This window comes from Streptomyces sp. NPDC059832, from assembly GCF_042731715.1.
In the GTDB taxonomy this organism is placed as follows: Bacteria; Actinomycetota; Actinomycetes; order Streptomycetales; family Streptomycetaceae; genus Streptomyces.
The window spans coordinates 345,647-365,444 of record NZ_JBHWIY010000002.1 but is presented as its reverse complement, the minus strand read 5'-3'; the positions used below and the strand labels follow the sequence as shown (position 1 = coordinate 365,444).

15 protein-coding genes are annotated in these 19,798 nt (G+C 70.7%); 5 read left to right on the top strand and 10 right to left on the bottom strand.

Annotated elements, in window-relative coordinates; translation table 11 throughout:
* The first annotated feature begins 163 nt into the window (after positions 1 to 163).
* Complete coding sequence (locus ACFV8T_RS04065) at positions 164 to 583, top strand: hypothetical protein (RefSeq protein WP_385324259.1); 420 nt, start codon at positions 164 to 166, stop codon at positions 581 to 583.
* Between the two features lie 87 nt (positions 584 to 670).
* On the opposite strand, the gene mmsA is transcribed toward ACFV8T_RS04065, so the two are convergent.
* The 5 genes from mmsA to iolC are packed head-to-tail and all read right to left on the bottom strand — an operon-like array spanning position 671 to position 6,844.
* Positions 671 to 2,170 (bottom strand): CoA-acylating methylmalonate-semialdehyde dehydrogenase, encoded by a 1,500-nt coding sequence (gene mmsA, locus ACFV8T_RS04060; RefSeq protein WP_072488819.1) that lies wholly within the window; start codon positions 2,168 to 2,170, stop codon positions 671 to 673.
* Positions 2,171 to 2,182: 12 nt separating this feature from the next.
* Positions 2,183 to 4,063: a 3D-(3,5/4)-trihydroxycyclohexane-1,2-dione acylhydrolase (decyclizing) gene (gene iolD, locus ACFV8T_RS04055; protein ID WP_385324256.1), complete on the bottom strand. Its 1,881-nt coding sequence runs from the start codon at positions 4,061 to 4,063 to the stop codon at positions 2,183 to 2,185.
* Positions 4,060 to 4,941 carry a 5-deoxy-glucuronate isomerase gene (gene iolB / locus ACFV8T_RS04050; protein ID WP_385324253.1) on the bottom strand — a complete coding sequence of 294 codons (882 nt, stop codon included), beginning with the start codon at positions 4,939 to 4,941 and terminating at the stop codon, positions 4,060 to 4,062. Before iolB ends, iolD begins: the two co-directional genes overlap by 4 nt.
* Positions 4,938 to 5,852, bottom strand: a complete 915-nt coding sequence (locus ACFV8T_RS04045; protein WP_385324250.1) for a deoxyribose-phosphate aldolase — start codon at positions 5,850 to 5,852, stop codon at positions 4,938 to 4,940. The genes iolB and ACFV8T_RS04045 overlap by 4 nt, the downstream gene beginning before the upstream one ends.
* Positions 5,849 to 6,844, bottom strand: a complete 996-nt coding sequence (iolC, locus tag ACFV8T_RS04040; protein WP_385324248.1) for a 5-dehydro-2-deoxygluconokinase — start codon at positions 6,842 to 6,844, stop codon at positions 5,849 to 5,851. Before iolC ends, ACFV8T_RS04045 begins: the two co-directional genes overlap by 4 nt.
* Positions 6,845 to 6,975: 131 nt before the next feature.
* Between iolC and ACFV8T_RS04035 the strand changes: the two genes are divergently transcribed.
* The 4 genes from ACFV8T_RS04035 (at position 6,976) to ACFV8T_RS04020 (ending at position 11,927) form a co-directional block, all read left to right on the top strand.
* Positions 6,976 to 7,932: a sugar phosphate isomerase/epimerase family protein gene (locus ACFV8T_RS04035; RefSeq protein ID WP_385324245.1), complete on the top strand. Its 957-nt coding sequence runs from the start codon at positions 6,976 to 6,978 to the stop codon at positions 7,930 to 7,932.
* 223 nt (positions 7,933 to 8,155) lie between these two features.
* The gene (locus ACFV8T_RS04030) at positions 8,156 to 9,091 is read left to right on the top strand and encodes a PrsW family intramembrane metalloprotease (protein WP_385324756.1); all 936 of its coding nucleotides are present in this window, start codon (positions 8,156 to 8,158) and stop codon (positions 9,089 to 9,091) included.
* Positions 9,092 to 9,181: 90 nt separating this feature from the next.
* Positions 9,182 to 9,490 carry a heavy-metal-associated domain-containing protein gene (locus tag ACFV8T_RS04025; RefSeq protein WP_385324244.1) on the top strand — a complete coding sequence of 103 codons (309 nt, stop codon included), beginning with the start codon at positions 9,182 to 9,184 and terminating at the stop codon, positions 9,488 to 9,490.
* A 121-nt stretch (positions 9,491 to 9,611) separates the two neighbouring features.
* The gene (locus ACFV8T_RS04020; RefSeq protein ID WP_385324241.1) at positions 9,612 to 11,927 is read left to right on the top strand and encodes a heavy metal translocating P-type ATPase; all 2,316 of its coding nucleotides are present in this window, start codon (positions 9,612 to 9,614) and stop codon (positions 11,925 to 11,927) included.
* A gap of 489 nt (positions 11,928 to 12,416) precedes the next feature.
* Here ACFV8T_RS04020 and ACFV8T_RS04015 read toward each other — a convergent pair whose 3' ends face one another.
* From ACFV8T_RS04015 to ACFV8T_RS03995, 5 genes are all read right to left on the bottom strand, one after another.
* A complete protein-coding gene (locus tag ACFV8T_RS04015) occupies positions 12,417 to 13,706 on the bottom strand; it encodes a citrate synthase (protein ID WP_072489174.1) in 1,290 nt (429 codons plus the stop codon).
* 129 nt (positions 13,707 to 13,835) lie between these two features.
* On the bottom strand, positions 13,836 to 16,136 hold the full coding sequence (locus tag ACFV8T_RS04010) for an ATP-dependent RecD-like DNA helicase (RefSeq protein WP_385324239.1): 2,301 nt from the start codon (positions 16,134 to 16,136) through the stop codon (positions 13,836 to 13,838).
* 483 nt (positions 16,137 to 16,619) lie between these two features.
* A complete protein-coding gene (locus ACFV8T_RS04005) occupies positions 16,620 to 17,447 on the bottom strand; it encodes a sugar phosphate isomerase/epimerase family protein (protein ID WP_385324236.1) in 828 nt (275 codons plus the stop codon).
* Entirely contained in the window at positions 17,444 to 18,586 is a 1,143-nt protein-coding gene (locus tag ACFV8T_RS04000; protein ID WP_385324235.1) for a dihydrodipicolinate synthase family protein, read from the bottom strand. The genes ACFV8T_RS04005 and ACFV8T_RS04000 overlap by 4 nt, the downstream gene beginning before the upstream one ends.
* A 38-nt stretch (positions 18,587 to 18,624) precedes the next feature.
* On the bottom strand, positions 18,625 to 19,776 hold the full coding sequence (locus ACFV8T_RS03995; RefSeq protein ID WP_385324232.1) for a Gfo/Idh/MocA family protein: 1,152 nt from the start codon (positions 19,774 to 19,776) through the stop codon (positions 18,625 to 18,627).
* Between the last annotated feature and the right edge of the window lie 22 nt (positions 19,777 to 19,798).

Below are 19,798 nucleotides of genomic sequence, written 5' to 3'. Positions count from 1 at the left end.
TGAATCGTCTGCCCGCCGCCGGCCCTGCGACGGTCTCCGCCGGGCGCTCGCCGGCCGCCCCGGGGGGCGGCCATGACCTCAGAGGTAATTGAGCGGATGCCGGGCCCGTCCTTACCGTTCGCAGACCAGAGCGACCGCATGACAACGACAGGAGGACCCAGTGATGTCGTCCCAGAACGCGAGTACGGTCCCGGCGACGGGCACCGCCCGCTCCGACGGCCTTCTCCGGGCTGCCCTCGTGGCAGATGTGATCCTCACCGGCGCGAACGGCATCGGCTATCTCGCGCTCGCCACCGTCCTGGACTCGTTCCTCGGCGTGCCGCTCCCCGTCCAGTACGCGGTGGGCGTCTTCCTCACGGTGTACGCGCTGTGGGTGCTGACCGTCTCGCGGCAGGAGGACATCAGCCGCGGCGCGGTCACCGTCGTCATCGCCCTGAACGCGGCCTGGGCCGTGGCCGGTGTCGTGGCCGTCGCCCTGGACGCGCTGACCGCCACGACGGTCGGCAACGGCTGGATCGTGTTCCAGGCCTTGGTGGTGGGGGCGATGGGCGCGGTCCAGTACGCGGGGCTGCGGCGCATGTGAAGCGCGGGGCGAGGGCCCGTACGGACACGGCGACGGCCCGCACGGACGGGGGATGCGTCCGTACGGGCCGTCGGCCGGGATGAGGGATCAGTGGTTGCGGGGGAAGCCCAGGTCCACGCCCGCCGGGGCGTCGGCCGGGTCCGGCCAGCGGGTGGTGACGACCTTGCCGCGGGTGTAGAAGTGCACGCCGTCGTTGCCGTAGATGTGGTGGTCGCCGAAGAGCGAGTCCTTCCAGCCACCGAAGGAGTGGTAGCCCACCGGCACCGGGATCGGCACGTTGACGCCGACCATGCCGGCCTCGATCTCCAGCTGGAAGCGGCGGGCGGCGCCGCCGTCCCGGGTGAAGATCGCGGTGCCGTTGCCGAACGGCGAGGCGTTCATGAGGGCGACGCCCTCCTCGTAGGTCTCGGTGCGCAGGACGCACAGGACCGGGCCGAAGATCTCGTCCTTGTACGCGTCCGAGTCGGTGGACACGTTGTCGAGGAGGGAGAGGCCGATCCAGTGGCCGTCCTCGAAGCCCTCGACGGTGAAGCCGGTGCCGTCCAGAACGACGTCGGCGCCCTGGGCCGCGGCGCCCGTGACGTAGGAGGCGACCTTGTCGCGGTGGGCGGCGGTGATCAGCGGGCCCATCTCGGAGGCCGGGTCGTTGCCGGGGCCGATCTTGATCTTCTCGGCGCGCTCCTTGATCTTCGCGACCAGCTCGTCGGCGATGGAGCCGACCGCGACGACCGCGGAGATCGCCATGCAGCGCTCACCGGCGGAGCCGTACGCGGCGGAGACGGCGGCGTCGGCCGCGGCGTCGAGATCCGCGTCCGGCAGCACCAGCATGTGGTTCTTCGCGCCGCCGAGCGCCTGGACGCGCTTGCCGTTGGCGGAGGCGGTGGCGTGGATGTACCGGGCGATCGGGGTGGAGCCCACGAAGGAGACCGCGGCGACGTCCGGGTGGTTCAGCAGCCCGTCGACGGCGACCTTGTCACCGTGCAGGACGTTCAGCACGCCGTCCGGCAGACCGGCCTCGGCGGCCAGCTCGGCCAGCAGGTTGGCGGCCGACGGGTCCTTCTCGCTGGGCTTGAGCACGAAGGTGTTCCCGCAGGCGATGGCAAGCGGGAACATCCACATCGGCACCATGGCCGGGAAGTTGAACGGGGTGATGCCCGCGACGACGCCGAGCGACTGACGGATCGAGGAGACGTCGACCCGGCTGGAGACCTGGGTGGACAGCTCGCCCTTGAGCTGGGTGGTGATGCCGCAGGCCAGCTCGACGATCTCCAGACCGCGGGCGACCTCGCCCAGCGCGTCCGAGTGCACCTTGCCGTGCTCGGCGGTGATCAGCGCGGCGATCTCGTCGCGGTGGGCGTCGAGCAGTGCCCGGTAGCGGAACAGGACCGCGGTGCGGGCGGCCAGCGAGGACGTGCCCCAGGTGGCGTAGGCGTCCTTGGCTGCGGCGACCGCGGCGTCGACCTCTTCGAGGGAGGCGAGCGCGACCTGGGTGGTGACGGCGCCGGTGGCCGGGTCGGTGACCGGGCCGTAGTTGCCCGACGCGCCCTCGACGGTCTTGCCACCGATCCAGTGGTTGACGGTCTTCATGACAGAACTCCTTCAGAGGTGGTGGCGTCGGTCGGCGACGTGGCGGTCGTACTCTTCCCGGGCTCTCACGGCCGACGGCCGGGTGGCCGTTTCGGCTACGGGAACATCCCACCACGCCTGTGCCGGAGGGGGGCCCGACACAATGTCTGCCGTTTCGGTCTCGACGTAGACACAAGTGGGACGGTCCGCGGCCCGCGCCTCGGCGAGGGCTTCGCGCAGGTCACGCACGGTCTTGGCACGCAGCACCCGCATGCCGAGGGAGCCGGCGTTGGCCGCGAGATCGACGGGGAGCGGCGGGCCGGTGAACGTGCCGTCCGCGGCGCGGTGCCGGTAGGCGGTGCCGAGGCGCTCGGCGCCGACCTGCTCGGAGAGGCCGCCGATGGACGCGTAGCCGTGGTTCTGGAGGACGACCAGCTTCACGGGGAGTTCCTGCTGCACCGCGGTGACGATCTCGGTGGGATTCATCAGATACGTGCCGTCGCCGACGAGCGCCCAGACGGGGCGGCCGGGGGCGGCCAGCTGGACTCCGATCGCGGCCGGGATCTCGTAGCCCATGCAGGAGTAGCCGTACTCCACGTGGTACTGGTGCGGGGAGCGGGCCCGCCAGAGCTTGTGCAGGTCGCCGGGGAGCGAACCGGCCGCGTTGATCAGGATGTCGTCCTCGGTGACGAGGGCGTCGAGCAGGCCGAGGACCTGGGCCTGGGTGGGCCGGGCGTGCGGGTCCTCGGCGGTGAACGCGGCGGTGACGCGCTGCTCCCACCGCTCCTTGGCGTCGGTGTACTCCGTCTCGTAGGCGGGGTCGACGCGGTGGTTGCGGGCGGCGAGCGCGGCGGTGAGCGCTTCGAGGGCGGCGCGGGCGTCGGCGACGAGCGGGAGGGCGCCGAGCTTGTGGGCGTCGAAGCCGGTGATGTTGACGTTGAGGAAGCGGACCGCCGGGTTCGAGAAGAGTGTGGCGGAGGCGGTGGTGAAGTCGGAGTAGCGGGTGCCGATGCCGATGACCAGGTCGGCGGTGCGGGCCAGCTCGTCGGCGGTCGCGGTGCCGGTGTGGCCGATGCCGCCCACGTCGGCGGGGTGGTCGTGGCGCAGCGAGCCCTTGCCGGCCTGGGTGGAGGCGACGGGGATGCGGGTGGCGGCGGCGAACGCGGCGAGGGTCTCCTCGGCCGCGCCGTGGTGGACCCCGCCGCCCGCCACGATCAGCGGCCGGCGGGCACCGCGCACCGCCCGTACCGCCCGGTCGAGTTCGTACGGATCGGGGGCGGGGCGGCGTACGTACCAGACGCGCTCGGCGAAGAACTCCTCCGGCCAGTCGTACGCCTGGGCCTGCACGTCCTGTGGCAGCGCGAGCGTCACCGCGCCCGTCTCCGCCGGGTCGGTCAGGGTCCGCATGGCCTGGAGGGCGGCCGGTACCAGGGCCTCGGGGCGGGTGATCCGGTCGAAGTAGCGGGAGACGGGGCGCAGGCAGTCGTTGACGGAGACGTCGCCCGCGGACGGGACCTCCAGCTGCTGGAGCACGGGGTCGGCGGGCCGGGTCGCGAAGGTGTCCCCGGGCAGGAGGAGGACGGGGAGGCGGTTGACGGTGGCGAGGGCGGCGCCGGTGACGAGGTTGGTGGCGCCGGGGCCGATGGAGGTGGTGACGGCGTGCGCGGAGAGCCGGCCCGACTGGCGGGCGTAGCCGACGGCGGCGTGCACCATGGCCTGTTCGTTGCGGCCCTGGAGGTAGGGCATCGCACGGCCGGACTCGACGAGCGCCTGACCGACCCCGGCGACGTTGCCGTGGCCGAAGATGCCCCAGGTGGCGCCGATCAGGCGCCGACGCCTGCCGTCGCGCTCGGTGTACTGGCGGGACAGGAAGGACACCAGGGCCTGCGCCGTGGTGAGGCGGCGGGTACTCATGGGCGTGCCTCCGTCCCGTAGAACGGCAGTCTGGGGTCCACCGGCTGCGAGGGCCAGGTGTCGCGGATCCAGCCGTGGTCCGGGTGGTCGCTGATCAGCCACTCCCGCTGCTCTCCCGGGCCCGCCATCACATTGAGGTAGTAGAGGGTGCGGCCGGGCGAGGCGATGGAGGGGCCGTGCCAGCCGTCGGGGATCAGGACCGCGTCGCCGCTGCGGACCTCGGCGAGGACATCCGTACCGCCGTCCCGGGAGGGCGACACCCGGTGGTAGCCGAGGCCGTCGTGCTCCACCTCGAAGTAGTAGATCTCCTCCAGCACGGACTCGGCGCCGGGGCGGTGCTCGTCGTGCTTGTGCGGTGGGTAGGACGACCAGTTGCCGCCGGGGGTGAGGACCTCGACGGCGATCAGCCGGTCGCACTCGAAGGTGTCGGCGGCGGCGAAGTTGTTGACCTGGCGGGAGCAGTTCCCGGAGCCGCGCAGCTCGACGGGCACCTCCGGCGCGGGGCCGTAGCGAGCGGGGAGTCGTCGCTCGCACTTCGCTCCTGCCAGGGCGAAGCGGCCTCCTGCGCCGGAGGCGATCTGTGCTCGGGCGTCACGCGGTACATAGGCGAAGTCGGATACCCCGCTGAACACGCTTTCCCGGCCCAGCAGTTCAAAGATCTCACCTGAGGAGTGCACCGTACAGCCACCGGTCAACGGCAGAACGATCCACTCGCTCTCCCCGGTGACGAGCGTGTGAACTTCACCGGGCCCGAGCTCCAGGACACGCAGACTCGACCGGTCCCAGCCGGCCCGCTCCGGGTCGATGTCGAGGGTGCAGGAGCCGCTCGCCGTGCTCCCGGCCTTCAGGTGGTGGCGCGGTTCGTGGTCCGTCGTCATGTTCTCGGCTCCATTTCTCTCGGCTCCAGCAGCGAAACAGCCGTGTCGACGGCCGCGGCCACCTCTCCGTCGGCCGGATAGAGCAGCGAACGCCCCACCACCAGCCCCTGGACGGTCGGCAGCCGCAGCGCCGTGCGCCACTTCTCGAACGCTCCGTCGAGGTCGTCGCCCACCTCCCCGCCCAGCAGCACCGCGGGCAGCGTCGACGCCTCCATCACCCGGGCCATGTCGTCGGGGTTCTCGGTGACGGGGACCTTGAGCCAGGTGTACGCGGACGTCCCGGCCAGCCCGGACGCGATGGCGATCGAGGTGGTGACCGCCTCCGCGCCGAGGTCGTTGCGGACATGGCCGTCGGTGCGGCGGCAGAGGAACGGTTCGACGAAGACCGGCAGCCGGTGTGCGGCCATGGCGTCGATGGCGCGGGCGGTGGCATGCATGGTGTCGAGCGAGCCGGGGTCGTCGTAGTCGATGCGGAGCAGCAGTTTGCCCGCGTCGAAGCGGAGGCGGGCGAGGTCCTCGGGGCGGTGGCCGGTGAACCGGTCGTCGAGTTCGAAGGCCGCGCCCGCGAGTCCGCCGCGGTTCATCGAGCCGATGACGACCTTGTTCTCCAACGCGCCGAGGAGCAGCAGGTCGTCGAGGATGTCGGCGGTGGCGAGCACTCCGTCGACGCCGGGGCGGGAGAGGGCCAGGCGGAGCCGTTCCAGCAGCTCGAAGCGGTTGGCCATGGCCAGTGCGCGGTCGCCGACGGCGAGGGAGCCACGGGCCGGATGGTCCGCCGCGATGATCATCAGCCGTCCGCCGCTGCCGACCAGGGGGCGTCTGCGGCGGCGCGCGGCGGCCTCGGCGACGGCCTCGGGGTGGCGCATGCGCAACTGGACGAGTTCGGAGACGGAGGAGGCCGTGGGCGTCATGGGGTGGCTCCGGTGGGACGGGAGGTGACGGCGCCTTCGGTCAGGGCCGCTTCGACTTCGTACGGGAACGGCATGGCGGACGAGCAGGCGAGCCGGGAGGCGACGATGGCCCCCGCGGCGTTGGCGTACCGCATGATGCGCCCGGTCTCCCAGCCCGCGAGAAGCCCGTGGCAGAGCGCCCCGCCGAAGGCGTCGCCGGCGCCGAGGCCGTTGACGACTTCGACGGGCAGCGGCGGCACTTCGGCCACCGCGCCGTCGCGGTGGACGGCGAGGACGCCCTCGGGACCCTGTTTGACGACGGCGAGTTCGACGCCGGCGCCGATCAACGCACGGGCTGCCGTGTGCGGTTCGCGCTCGCCGGTCGCGATCTCGCACTCGTCGAGGTTGCCGACGGCGACGGTGGCGAGGGCCAGGGCCTCGCGGTAGCGGACGGTGGGGCCGTCCTGCGACGCGTCCTGCGCGGTGTCCCAGAACATCGGGCGCCAGTCGAGGTCGAAGACGGTGATGCCGGAGCGGTCGCGGGCGCGCAGTGCGGCGAGGGTCGCGGTCCGGCTCGGTTCGGCGCACAGCCCGGTGCCCGTCATCCAGAAGACCCGGGCGGACCGGATGGCTTCGAGGTCCAGCTCCGAGGTGTGGATCTCCAGATCGGGGGCCTTGGGCTGCCGGTAGAAGTAGAGGGGGAAGTCGTCGGGCGGGAAGATCTCGCAGAAGGTGACCGGTGTCGGATACGCGTCGACCGGCGTCACCCACCGGTCGTCCACCCCGAACTCCCGCAGCTGGTGGTGGAGATACTCCCCGAAGGCGTCCCGGCCGGTGCGCGTCACCACCGCCGTCCGCCGGCCGAGCCGGGCCGCCGCGACGGCGACATTGGACGGTGAGCCGCCGAGGAACTTCCCGAAGGTGTCGACCCGGGACAGTGGCAGACCGGTCTGGAGGGGGTAGAGATCCACACCGATGCGGCCCATGGTGATGACGTCGTACCGCTCAGGCATAACCATCCCTTCGACCGGCGTCCGGGGTGACTGCCCCAGGTCTAGCCCTCCCCCGGAACCGTGTCAATGCTTTGTCCGGACATACGGACGAATGATTGACACCCGCTCCCCCGGCGGGAAGTCTTGACGGCATGACCTCCTCCGCAGGGGCCCCGGCCCGTATCCGTATCGGTTCGGCACCCGACTCGTGGGGGGTGTGGTTCCCCGACGATCCGCTCCAAGTGCCCTGGCGGCGCTTCCTCGACGAGGTCTCCGCGGCGGGTTACGAGTGGATCGAGCTCGGCCCGTACGGCTACCTGCCGACCGACCCGGCCCGCCTCGCCGACGAGACCCGCCGCCGCGGGCTCTCGGTCTCGGCCGGGACCGTTTTCACCGGATTGCACCATGGACCGGACGTCTGGGACCGGACCTGGGCGCATGTCGCCGACATCGCGGCACTCACCCGGGCGATGGGCGCCGGGCATCTGGTGGTCATCCCCTCGTTCTGGCGCGACGACCGGACGGGCGAGGTCCTGGAGGACCGCAGCCTCACCGCGGAGCAGTGGCGCGACCTCACCACCCAGACGGAGCGGCTGGGCCGGGAGGTGCGCGACCGTTTCGGGCTGCGCATCGTCGTCCATCCGCACGCCGACACCCATATCGACACCGAGGAGAACGTCGGCCGCTTCCTCGACGCCACCGATCCGGATCTCGTCTCGCTCTGCCTGGACACCGGGCACTACGCCTACTGCGGCGGCGACAGCGTCAAGCTGATCGAGACCTACGGCGAACGGATCGGCTATCTGCACCTCAAGCAGGTCGACCCGGAGGTCCTGGCCCAAGTCGTGGCGGACGAGGTGCCGTTCGGGCCGGCCGTGGCGCGCGGGGTGATGTGCGAACCGCCGGGCGGGGTGCCCGCGCTGGAGCCCGTGCTGGCCGCCGCCCGCGGGCTGGACGCCGATCTGTTCGCCATCGTCGAGCAGGACATGTACCCGTGCCCGCCCGACAAACCCCTCCCCATCGCCCGCCGCACCCGGGAGTTCCTCCGCTCCTGCGGCGCGCCCCCACGGCCGGGGCGCCCTGACACTCCGAAGGGTCCTCGGAACTGACACCTCCGGCCCCGTACCCGTACGGCGGCGAGCACCTCGCGCCCGCCGCCACACAGGGCCCCCAGGGCCCCCCTCGCCCGAATGCCGTACAGCGCCATACACCATAAGATTCGGACAAATTAGGAGATATGTACGAGAGATAGAGGGAGTCCGCGTGAACTGGTACAGCGACCCCGACAGTCCGTCACCCGCCACCCCTTCCGCCCGACGGCCACCGTCCGATGTGACGCACCCCCAGGGCCCGCCGGCTCCACCGCAGCCGCGCCCCGGACTGTGGAAGCGATGCCTGTGGGGCGGGGCAGCCCTCTGGCTGCTGACCGCGGTCGTCACGTACACCACCCGGAACACCAACCTGCTGCCGACCCTCATCCTGCTCGGCAGCTTCCTGGTCCCGGCGGTCTTCGTCCTGTGGGCGTACGAACGGCACGGCCGCGACCTCGGCGCGAGCCTCATCCTCGGCTGCTTCCTGACGGGCGGGATCCTGGGCGTGCTCGGCGCCTCCGTCATGGAGTCCTACCTGCTGCACCCGTCCCTCTGGATGTTCCTGGGCGTCGGCCTGATCGAGGAGGCCGTGAAGCTCCTGGCGCTGATGTTCGTACTCCGCCGCCACCCCGGCATCCACGGCATGCGGGCCGGGCTGGCGCTCGGCGCGACGGTCGGGTTCGGGTTCGCCGCCTTCGAGAGCGCGGGCTACGCCTTCAACGCCGCGGTCACCATGAAGGGCATCGACCTGCGCGCCCTGCTGGAGACCGAGGTGCTGCGCGGGGTGCTCGCGCCGTTCGGGCACGGGCTCTGGACCGCGATCACCGGTGGCGTACTCCTCTCTTTCCGGAAGCCGAACGGGCGTTTCCGCCTCGCCGCGCCCGTGATCGGCACCTATCTCGGCGTCGCCGTGCTGCACTCGCTCTGGGACTCGATGCACGGCATCGCGATCTGGCTGGTCGCCGAGATCACCGACACGGGCCTGAGCCGTGCGCTCTTCGCGCAGGGATACATCCCGGCCCCCACCTCCGAGCAGCAGCATCTGTTCACCCTCTTCTCGGTCGGCGGCATCGTCGTGACCACGCTCGTCGCGCTGACCTGGCTGCGGTCGCTGGCCCGCGGCGCGCAAAACGCCGGAGCGAGCCAGGGGCGCGGCACTCGCATTGATACCCCCTAGGGGTATAGTGTGGAGCGTGTTGGGGCGCACGGGGCTTCCCGGGCCTCCCCGACGCCGCAACCCTTTGTGCTCGTCGAAGAGGAGAACACCATGACCGCCGAGACCCAGCTCCCCCAGGCCACCGGTTCCTGCTGCTCCCCCAGCGGCTCCTGCCACGACGGTGCGGACGCCGGCGCGCGGGCGGGCGACGTGACCACCGTCTACCAGGTGTCCGGCATGACCTGTGGACACTGCGAGGGCGCCGTCTCCGAGGAGATCTCCGGTATCGAGGGTGTCACCTCGGTGAAGGCCGTGGCCTCCACGGGCCAGGTGACCGTCGTCTCCGCGACCCCGCTGACCGACGACGCGGTGCGCGCCGCGGTCGACGAGGCGGGCTACGAGCTCGTCGGCCGGGCCTGAACACCATCGGGGCACTCCCCGATACGCCGGACGCATCCGCGTCACCCCCTTTGCCGCCGGGCCGGACCGACCAGCAGATACTGGTGGGGCACGGCCCGGTCGGCATTTCAGGAGTTCGGACATGCACAGCGCAACAGAAGCCGGGACCCGGGCGGCGGAGGCTTCGACCGCTGAATTCACGATCGGCGGCATGACCTGCGCCTCCTGCGCGGCCCGCGTCGAGAAGAAGCTCAACCGGATGGACGGCGTCACCGCCACCGTCAATTACGCGACCGAGAAGGCCAAGGTCGCCTTCGGCCCGGAGACCGGCCTCGCGGATCTGATCGCCACGGTCGAGAGGACCGGCTACACGGCGCAGCCGGTGCACCCCCCAAAGCCACCCCCGCCCGCCCCGCCGACCGGCGATGACACCCGGGCCGGCACCGAAGCCGAGGACGACGACCCCGACGAGCGGAGCGCCGCCCGAGCTCTCGCCCTGCTGCGGCAGCGGCTGATCGTCTCGGCCGTCCTCGCCGCCCCCGTCGTCGTGCTCGCGATGGTCCCGGCCCTCCAGTTCGACAACTGGCAGTGGCTCTCGCTCACCCTCGCCGCTCCCGTCGTCGTCTGGGGCGGACTGCCCTTCCACCGCGCGACCTGGACCAATCTCCGGCACGGCGCGGCCACCATGGACACCCTGGTCTCGATCGGCACGCTGGCCGCCTTCGGCTGGTCCCTGTGGGCGCTCTTCTTCGGCGACGCGGGCATGACCGGGATGCGGCACGGCTTCGACCTCACCGTCTCGCGCGCCGGTGACTCGTCCACCATCTATCTGGAGGTCGCGGCCGGGGTCGTCACCTTCCTCCTGCTGGGCCGCTACCTGGAGGCGAGGTCCAAGCGGAAGGCCGGTTCCGCCCTGCGCGCGCTGATGCACCTGGGCGCGAAGGACGTCTCCGTCCTCCGGAACGGTACGGAGGTACGCGTCCCCGTCGCCCGGCTGGCCGCGGGCGACCGCTTCGTCGTCCGCCCCGGCGAGAAGATCGCCACCGACGGCACCGTCGTCGAGGGCGTCTCGGCCGTGGACGCCTCGATGCTCACCGGTGAGTCCGTGCCCGTGGAGGTGGGCGTCGGCGACTGTGTCACCGGGGCCACCGTGAACACCTCCGGCCGGCTGGTCGTCGAGGCCACCCGGGTCGGCGCCGACACCCAGCTGGCCCGGATGGCGAAGCTCGTCGAGGCCGCCCAGAACGGCAAGGCCGAGGTGCAGCGCCTCGCCGACCGGATCTCCGCGGTCTTCGTGCCCGTGGTGCTGGTGATCGCGCTCGTCACCCTGGTCGCGTGGCTGCTCGTCACGGACGACGTGACCGCCGCGTTCACCGCCGCCGTGGCCGTACTGATCATCGCCTGCCCCTGCGCCCTGGGCCTCGCCACCCCCACCGCCCTCATGGTCGGCACCGGACGCGGCGCCCAGCTCGGCATCCTCATCAAGGGCCCCGAAGTCCTGGAGACCACCCGCCGCGTCGACACGATCGTCCTCGACAAGACCGGCACCGTCACCACCGGCCGCATGACCCTCCTCGACGTCCACACCACCGAAGACACCGACGAAACCGACGTACTCCGCCTCGCCGGCGCCCTGGAACACTCCTCCGAACACCCCATCGCCCAAGCCGTCGCCACCGGAGCCGCCGAACGCACCACCACCACCCCCCTCCCCACCCCCGAGGACTTCGCCAGCATCCCCGGCCTCGGCGTCCAGGGCGTCGTCGAGGGGCACCGGGTGCTGGTCGGCCGTCCGCAGCTGCTCGCCGACGCGGGCATCGACACCCCCGACGCCCTGTCCGGCGCCGTCGCGGACGCGGCGGCCGAGGGCCGTACCGCGGTCATGGTCGCCTGGGACGGGCGGGCGCGCGGCGTCCTCGCCGTGGCCGACAAGATCAAGGACACCAGCGCGGAGGCCGTCGCCGAGCTCCGCGCCCTCGGCCTCCGCCCCGTTCTGCTGACCGGCGACAACCGCGCCGTGGCCGACGCCGTGGCCCGTGCCGTCGGGATCGACGAGGTCCACGCCGAGGTCCTGCCCGAGGAGAAGGTGCACGTCATCGAGGGGCTGCGGGCCCAGGGCCGCTCGGTCGCGATGGTCGGTGACGGGGTCAACGACGCCGCCGCCCTCGCCACCGCCGACCTCGGCCTGGCGATGGGAACCGGCACGGACGCCGCGATCGAGGCGAGCGACCTCACCCTGGTTCGTGGAGATCTCAAGGTGGCAGCCGACGCGATCCGGCTGTCCAGGCGCACCCTGACCACCATCAGGGGCAACCTGTTCTGGGCATTCGGTTATAACGTAGCCGCCCTGCCCCTTGCGGCATTTGGCCTGCTCAACCCTATGATTGCGGGAGCGGCGATGGCATGCTCCTCAGTCTTCGTCGTGACGAACAGCCTGCGGTTGCGCGCCTTCACGTAATTTCCACAAAGAGATCCAGATCACATGGATTTCGGGGTAACCATCCGGCGGGTTCGTGAGTCTAAGAGTGCGATGCCAAGGATGTCTTGGGGGACATCCATCGGAGGGTCTTGGGGGACGCTCCGGGGCAAGCGTTGGCCGGGGCACGTGCACCGGGGAGCTTTGAGCGGCCCTCCCGTGCGTACGTACCCCGGCGGACCGCACCAGAAGGACAAGTGAACAGCGCAGTTCGCAGTAGCTGAGGAACGCAGGAGCTCCGGCTCCCACAGACGCCCGGCCGGATCCCGTGGGGGGAATCCGCTCCGGGACATGGGAAGCGCCTCGCTGTCGGCCCGTGGGGGGATCGATGGCGGGGCGCTTCTCGCTGTCGTCGGACGCTCGACGTGCCGCCGCCGGGTACGCAAATCGCCCCGGACACCGCGCTCTGTGCGAAAGCGCGGTACGCGGGGCGAAGTCGACCGGCCTCGGCGGCCGGGGGTGTGCCGAGGCTCAGCGGGCCTCGACCGGGACGAAGTCGCGCAGGACCTCTCCGGTGTAGATCTGGCGCGGGCGGCCGATGCGGGAACCCGGCTCCTTGATCATCTCGTGCCACTGGGCGATCCAGCCGGGGAGCCGGCCGAGCGCGAAGAGCACGGTGAACATCTCGGTCGGGAAGCCCATGGCCCGGTAGATCAGACCCGTGTAGAAGTCCACGTTCGGGTAGAGGTTGCGCGAGACGAAGTACTCGTCGGAGAGCGCGTGCTCCTCCAGCTTCAGCGCGATGTCGAGCAGCTCGTCGGACTTGCCGAGCGCGGACAGCACGTCGTGGGCGGCGGCCTTGATGATCTTGGCGCGCGGGTCGAAGGACTTGTAGACGCGGTGGCCGAAGCCCATCAGCCGGACGCCGTCCTCCTTGTTCTTCACCTTGCGGATGAAGGAGTCGACATCGCCGCCGTTGGCCTGGATGCCTTCGAGCATCTCCAGCACCGACTGGTTGGCGCCACCGTGCAGCGGGCCCCACAGCGCCGAGATACCGGCGGAGATCGAGGCGAACATGTTCGCCTGCGAGGAGCCGACCAGACGCACGGTGGAGGTCGAACAGTTCTGCTCGTGGTCCGCGTGCAGGATGAGCAGCTTGTCGAGCGCGGAGACGACGACCGGGTCCAGGTCGTACTCCTGGGCGGGGACCGAGAAGGTCATGCGCAGGAAGTTCTCGACGTACCCGAGGTCGTTGCGCGGGTAGACGAAGGGGTGGCCGATCGACTTCTTGTACGCGTACGCGGCGATCGTCGGCAGCTTGGCGAGCAGCCGGATCGTCGAGAGGTGGCGCTGCTCCTCGTCGAACGGGTTGTGGCTGTCCTGGTAGAACGTGGACAGCGCGCTGACGACCGAGGACAGCATGGCCATCGGGTGGGCGTCGCGCGGGAAGCCGTCGAAGAACCGCTTGACGTCCTCGTGCAGCAGCGTGTGCTGGGTGATCTCGTTCTTGAAGGTCGACAGCTCGTCGACCTTGGGAAGCTCACCGTTGATGAGCGTGTACGCGACCTCGAGGAACGTCGAGCGCTCGGCGAGCTGCTCGATCGGGTAGCCGCGGTAGCGCAGGATGCCCTGCTCACCGTCGAGGTAGGTGATGGCGGATTTATACGCTGCGGTGTTGCCGTATCCGCTGTCCAGCGTCACCAGGCCGGTATTGGCCCGGAGCTTCCCGATGTCGAAGCCCTTGTCGCCGACGGTGCTGTCGATCACCGGGTAGGTGTACTCGCCATCGCCGTACCGCAGTACTACAGAGTTGTCGCTCACGTCATCCCTCACCGACGTAGTGCCTCTTCTTCGAGGTTCCCTGACTGTCTCCACCCTCCCCCATTTGGCTCAGGAGAGTGCACTCGGGGTCGTCCATTGGACCTACTCGCGGCACTGAGTGCCGCGAACTTACTCATCCTGCCCCCTCGGTTCCGGTTCCGGAAGGGCTGCGTGATGTTTCCCACCGATTTGATCGATCATTTTTTCCGCCGATCCTCCGCCCGAGCCCCCTGACAACCGGTAATCCAGCGCCGTACAGCGTCTGCCTGCGGAAACCGTGCGGACCGCCTGGCCGATCGCCTGCCGCGAGCCGACCAGCACGACGAGCTTCTTGGCCCTGGTCACAGCGGTGTACAGCAGGTTCCGCTGGAGCATCATCCAGGCGCTCCTGGTAACGGGGATGACGACGGCCGGGTACTCGCTGCCCTGGGAGCGGTGGATCGTCATGGCGTACGCGTGGGCCAGCTCGTCCAGCTCGTCGAAGTCGTAACCGATCTCCTCGTCCTCGTCGGTGAGGACCGTCAGCTTCTGTTCGTCCAGGTCGAGGGCGGTGACGACGCCGACCGTGCCGTTGAAGACGCCGTTCTCGCCCTTGTCGTAGTTGTTGCGGATCTGGGTGACCTTGTCGCCGACCCGGAAGACCCGGCCGCCGAACCGCTTCTCGGGGAGGTTCGGGCGGCCCGGGGTGATGGCCTGCTGGAGGAGTCCGTTGAGCGTGCCCGCGCCGGCCGGGCCCCGGTGCATCGGGGCGAGGACCTGTACGTCGCGCCGCGGGTCGAGGCCGAACTTGGCGGGAATGCGGCGCGCCGCGACGTCCACCGCGAGCACGCCGGCGTCCTCCGTCTCCTCCTCCACGAAGAGGAAGAAGTCCTTGAGGCCCTGGGTGAGGGGCGGTATCCCGGAGTTGATCCGGTGGGCGTTGGTGACGACGCCGGACTGCTGGGCCTGGCGGAAGATCGTGGTGAGCCGGACCGCGGGGACGGGGCTGCCGTCGGCGAGCAGATCGCGCAGCACCTCCCCCGCGCCGACCGACGGCAACTGGTCGACATCCCCGACGAGCAGGAGGTGGGCGCCGGGCGCCACCGCCTTCAGCAGCTTGTTGGCGAGCAGCAGATCCAGCATCGACGCCTCGTCGACGACGACCAGATCGGCGTCCAGCGGACGGTCCCGGTCGTACGCGGCGTCGCCGCCCGGCTTCAGTTCGAGCAGCCGGTGCACGGTGGACGCCTCGGCCCCGGTCAGCTCGGAGAGCCGCTTGGCCGCCCGCCCGGTGGGCGCGGCCAGCACCACCTTGGCCTTCTTGGCCCGCGCCAGCTCCACGATCGACCGGACGGTGAACGACTTCCCGCAGCCGGGCCCACCGGTCAGCACCGCGACCTTCCGGCTGAGCGCCAGCCGGACCGCCGCCTCCTGCTCGGGGGCCAGATTCGCCCCCGTACGCGTGCCGAGCCAGGCCAGCGCCTTGTCCCAGTCCACGTCCGCGAAGGCCGGCATCCGCTCCTCGGGCGTCCGAAGCAGCCGCTGGACCTGGGCGGCGAGGGCGATCTCGGCGCGGTGGAAGGGCACCAGATAGATGGCGGTGACGAGCTCGCCGCCCTCGGGCGACGGCACCTTCTCCCGTACGACGCCCTCCGGGTCCTCGGCCAGTTCGGCGAGGCACTCGATGACCAGCCCCGTGTCGACCTGGAGCAGCTTCACCCCGTCCGCGATCAGCCGCTCCTCGGGGAGGAAGCAGTGCCCCTGGTCGGTGGACTGCGAGAGCGCGTACTGGAGCCCGGCCTTGACCCTCTCCGGGCTGTCGTGCGGGATGCCGACGGCCTGGGCGATCTTGTCTGCGGTGAGGAAGCCGATGCCCCAGACGTCGGCGGCGAGCCGGTAGGGCTGGTTCTTCACGACGGAGATCGACGCGTCCTCGTACTTCTTGTAGATACGGACGGCGATGGAGGTGGAGACGCCGACGCCCTGGAGGAAGACCATCACCTCCTTGATCGCCTTCTGCTCCTCCCACGCAGCGGCGATCATCTTCGTGCGCTTGGGGCCGAGGCCGGGGACCTCGACGAGCCGCTTCGGCTCGTTCTCGATGATGTCGAGGGTGTCGACGCCGAAATGGGTGGTGATCCGGTCGGCCATCACCGGGCCGATGCCCTTGATCAGGCCGGAGCCGAGATAGCGGCGGATGCCCTGGATGGTGGCGGGCAGGATCGTCGTGTAGTTCTCGACGGTGAACTGCTTGCCGTACTGCGAGTGCGAGCCCCAGCGCCCTTCCATCCGCAGCGACTCACCGGGCTGCGCACCGAGCAGCGAACCGACCACGGTGAGCAGATCGTTGGCACCGCGACCGGTGTCGACGCGCGCGACCGTGTATCCGTTCTCCTCGTTGGCGTACGTGATGCGCTCCAGCACACCTTCGAGGACGGCCATGTTGGACATGCCTCGACGGTATCGGTTCCCTCTGACAACACGTCCCCGGCCTCCGAGGCCGGGGACTGCCGCGAGTGCCCCTCGGCGCGGCTTCACGGACTCCACCTTCACCACGTCCGGCACCGTGGCGATCCGGCGCTGGGTGGCCTCGTCGAGCCCCCGGCGCTGCTGGTTCATGCCGTCCCGCGAGACGCACCGCCCGCGTGTTGAAGCAGTTGTGGTTTCCGCCGGTGAGGGTGATGCCGTGCAGGAGCGCATCGGGGACGGACGCACCCCACCCCGACCCGCGCTTGCCGGGAACCTGCACGGTTCCCGGAAAACGAAACGGGGCCCGGTCGGAAGACCGGACCCCCCTCGCTTTCCCCCACCGTCAGGGCTTCCCGATCCCCCCAGATCCCTCCCCGGAAGCACCCGACGCCAGATACGACTCGACAGGACGCCGAACGGTTGCACGTCTTGACGATCTCTTTGCCTTGGTGGCAAAGCGCCTTTTCAGCAGGCGTGTTCGGCGTACCGGGACGCGACCTCGGCGAGGACTTCGGCGCCGTCCCGGGCCCAGAGGTCCTCGTTGAAGATCTCCACCTCGATCGGGCCGTCGAAGCCGGTGGCCTCGACCAGGGTGCGGAACGCGCGGAAGTCCACCGCTCCGTCGCCGAGTTGACCGCGGCCCACCAGGACGCCGGCCGGGAGCGGGGTGATCCAGTCGGCCAGCTGGAAGGAGTGGATGCGGCCGCCCGCGCCCGCGCGGGCGATCTGCGCGGGCGCCTGGTCGTCCCACCAGATGTGGTACGTGTCGACGACCACCCCGACCTGTTCGGCGGGGAAGTGCTCCGCGATGTCCAGGGCCTGGGAGAGCGTGGAGACGACGCAGCGGTCCGAGGCGAACATCGGGTGCAGCGGTTCGATGGCGAGCCGTACGCCGCGTTCGGCCGCGTACGGAGCCAGTTGGCCCAGGGCGTCCACGATGCGTTCACGGGCGCCGCGCAGGTCCTTGCTGCCCTCGGGGAGGCCGCCGGAGACCAGGACCAGGGTGTCGGTGGACAGGGCCGCCGCCTCGTCGAGCGCGGCGCGGTTGTCGTCCAGGGCGCGGGCCCGTTCCGCCGGGTCCAGGGCGGTGAAGAAGCCGCCGCGGCACAGGCTGGTGACGGACAGGCCGGAGTCGGCGAGGAGTTGAGCGGTGCGCTCGATGCCGTACGACTGGACGGGGGCCCGCCACAGGCCGACCTTGTCGATGCCCGCCTTGACGCAGCCCTCGGCCAGTTCGGGCAGCGACCACTGCTTGATGGTCTCCTGGTTGATGGAGAGACGGCCGTCGCTCATCGGGTGCCTCCGTTGACCGTGAGCAGGGCGCGCATCCGGGATTCGGCCAGCTCCGGGTCGGGGAACAGGCCGAGCCGGTCCGCGAGTTCGTACGCCTTCGCCAGATGCGGCAGCGAGCGGGCGGACTGCAGGCCGCCGACCATCGTGAAGTGGTCCTGGTGGCCGGCCAGCCAGGCGAGGAACACCACGCCCGTCTTGTAGAAGCGGGTGGGCGCCTGGAAGAGGTGGCGGGACAGCTCGACCGTGGGGTCGAGGAGGTCGCGGAAACCCTGGGTGTCACCCGTGTCGAGGACCCGTACCGCGTGCGCCGCCAGCGGGCCCAGCGGGTCGAAGATGCCGAGCAGGGCGTGGCTGAAGCCCCGGTCGTCGCCCGCGATCAGCTCGGGGTAGTTGAAGTCGTCGCCGGTGTAGCAGCGGACCCCGCTCGGGAGACGGCGGCGGACGTCGATCTCGCGCTCGGCGTCCAGGAGCGAGATCTTGATGCCGTCGACCTTGTCCGGGTGCTCCGCGATGACCTTCAGGAACGTGTCGGTCGCGGTGTCCAGGTCCGAGGAGCCCCAGTAGCCGTCCAGCGCGGGGTCGAACATCGGGCCCAGCCAGTGCAGGACGACCGGCTCCGACGCCTGGCGCAGCAGGTGGGCGTACGTCTCCAGGTAGTCCTCGGGCCCCTTCGCCGCCGCGGCGAGCGCGCGGGAGGCCATCAGGATGGCCTGGGCGCCGCTCTCCTCGACGAGCGCGAGCTGCTCCTCGTACGCGGACCGCACCTCGGCGAGGGAGGCGGGGCCGGTGAGCTGGTCGGTGCCGACGCCGCAGGCGATGCGGCCGCCGACCGCCCTGGCCTCGGCGGCGGAGCGGCGGATCAGTTCGGCCGCGCCGGCCCAGTCCAGGCCCATGCCGCGCTGGGCGGTGTCCATCGCCTCTGCGACGCCCAGGCCGTGCGACCAGAGGTGGCGGCGGAAGGCGAGGGTGGCGTCCCAGTCGACGGCGGCCGGGGAGTCGGGGCTGATGTCGGCGTACGGGTCGGCGACGACATGGGCGGCGGAGAAGACCGTGCGCGAGGCGAGCGGGCCGGTGCCGGGAGCCAGGTCGAGCGGGGTGGCGCGGGGTTCGTAAGGGCCCTGCGGGAGGTGGATGGTCACTCAGATCAGCTCCGATGTGCCGTGCGTGGGGCGGTTCGTCACAGCGACAGCTCCGGTACGTCGAGGCGGCGGCCCTCGGCGTGGGACTTCAGGCCCAGCTCGGCGAGCTGCACGCCGCGGGCGCCGGCCATCAGGTCCCAGGTGTACGGCTCGTCGAGGACGATGTGGCGCAGGAAGAGCTCCCACTGGGCCTTGAAGCCGTTGTCGAAGACCGCGTTGTCGGGGACTTCCTGCCACTGGTCGCGGAACGGCTCGGTGACCGGGAGGTCGGGGTTCCAGACCGGCTTGGGGGTGGCCGAGCGGTGCTGGACACGGCAGTTGCGCAGGCCCGCGACGGCGGAGCCGTGGGTTCCGTCGACCTGGAACTCGACGAGCTCGTCGCGGTTGACGCGGACCGTCCAGGAGGAGTTGATCTGCGCGACCGCGCCGCTCTCCAGCTGGAAGATGCCGTACGCGGCGTCGTCGGCGGTGGCGGCGTAGGGCTTGCCCTGCTCGTCCCAGCGCTGCGGGATGTGCGTCTGGACGTGCGCCTGGACGGTGGAGACCCGGCCGAACAGCTCGTGGAGCACGTACTCCCAGTGCGGGAACATGTCGACGACGATGCCGCCGCCGTCCTGCGCGCGGTAGTTCCACGACGGGCGCTGGGCCTCCTGCCAGTCGCCCTCGAAGACCCAGTAGCCGAACTCGCCGCGCACGGAGAGGATCTCGCCGAAGAAGCCGCCGTCGATGAGGCGCTTCAGCTTCAGCAGGCCCGGCAGGAAGATCTTGTCCTGGACCACGCCGTGCTTGATTCCGGCCTCACCGGCCAGCCGGGCCAGCTCCAGGGCGCCCTCGACGTCCGTGGCGGTGGGCTTCTCGGTGTAGATGTGCTTGCCCGCGGCGATGGCCTTCTTGATCGCGTCCACGCGGGCCGAGGTGACCTGGGCGTCGAAGTAGATGTCGATCGTGTCGTCGGCGAGGACCGCGTCGAGGTCGGTCGACCACTCGGTCAGGCCGTGCCGCGCGGCGAGCTCCTCCAGCGCGTGGGCGCGGCGGCCGACCAGCACGGGCTCGGGCCACAGCACGTCCCCGTCGCCGAGGTCGAGGCCGCCCTGCTCGCGGATCGCGAGGATCGAGCGCACCAGGTGCTGCCGGTATCCCATGCGACCCGTGACGCCGTTCATGGCGATGCGCACTGTCCTGCGTGTCACGAAACTTCCTCCAACAACCGTA

Bases quoted from the DNA above. Each gene is read 5' to 3' on its own strand.
- iolD (WP_385324256.1), bottom strand. From the start codon at position 4,063: ATGAGTACCCGCCGCCTCACCACGGCGCAGGCCCTGGTGTCCTTCCTG.
- iolB (WP_385324253.1), bottom strand. From the start codon at position 4,941: ATGACGACGGACCACGAACCGCGCCACCACCTGAAGGCCGGGAGCACG.
- mmsA (WP_072488819.1), bottom strand. From the start codon at position 2,170: ATGAAGACCGTCAACCACTGGATCGGTGGCAAGACCGTCGAGGGCGCG.
- ACFV8T_RS04065 (WP_385324259.1), top strand. From the start codon at position 164: ATGTCGTCCCAGAACGCGAGTACGGTCCCGGCGACGGGCACCGCCCGC.
- ACFV8T_RS04010 (WP_385324239.1), bottom strand. From the start codon at position 16,136: ATGTCCAACATGGCCGTCCTCGAAGGTGTGCTGGAGCGCATCACGTAC.
- ACFV8T_RS04025 (WP_385324244.1), top strand. From the start codon at position 9,182: ATGACCGCCGAGACCCAGCTCCCCCAGGCCACCGGTTCCTGCTGCTCC.
- ACFV8T_RS04045 (WP_385324250.1), bottom strand. From the start codon at position 5,852: ATGACGCCCACGGCCTCCTCCGTCTCCGAACTCGTCCAGTTGCGCATG.
- ACFV8T_RS04035 (WP_385324245.1), top strand. From the start codon at position 6,976: ATGACCTCCTCCGCAGGGGCCCCGGCCCGTATCCGTATCGGTTCGGCA.
- ACFV8T_RS04005 (WP_385324236.1), bottom strand. From the start codon at position 17,447: ATGAGCGACGGCCGTCTCTCCATCAACCAGGAGACCATCAAGCAGTGG.
- ACFV8T_RS04020 (WP_385324241.1), top strand. From the start codon at position 9,612: ATGCACAGCGCAACAGAAGCCGGGACCCGGGCGGCGGAGGCTTCGACC.
- iolC (WP_385324248.1), bottom strand. From the start codon at position 6,844: ATGCCTGAGCGGTACGACGTCATCACCATGGGCCGCATCGGTGTGGAT.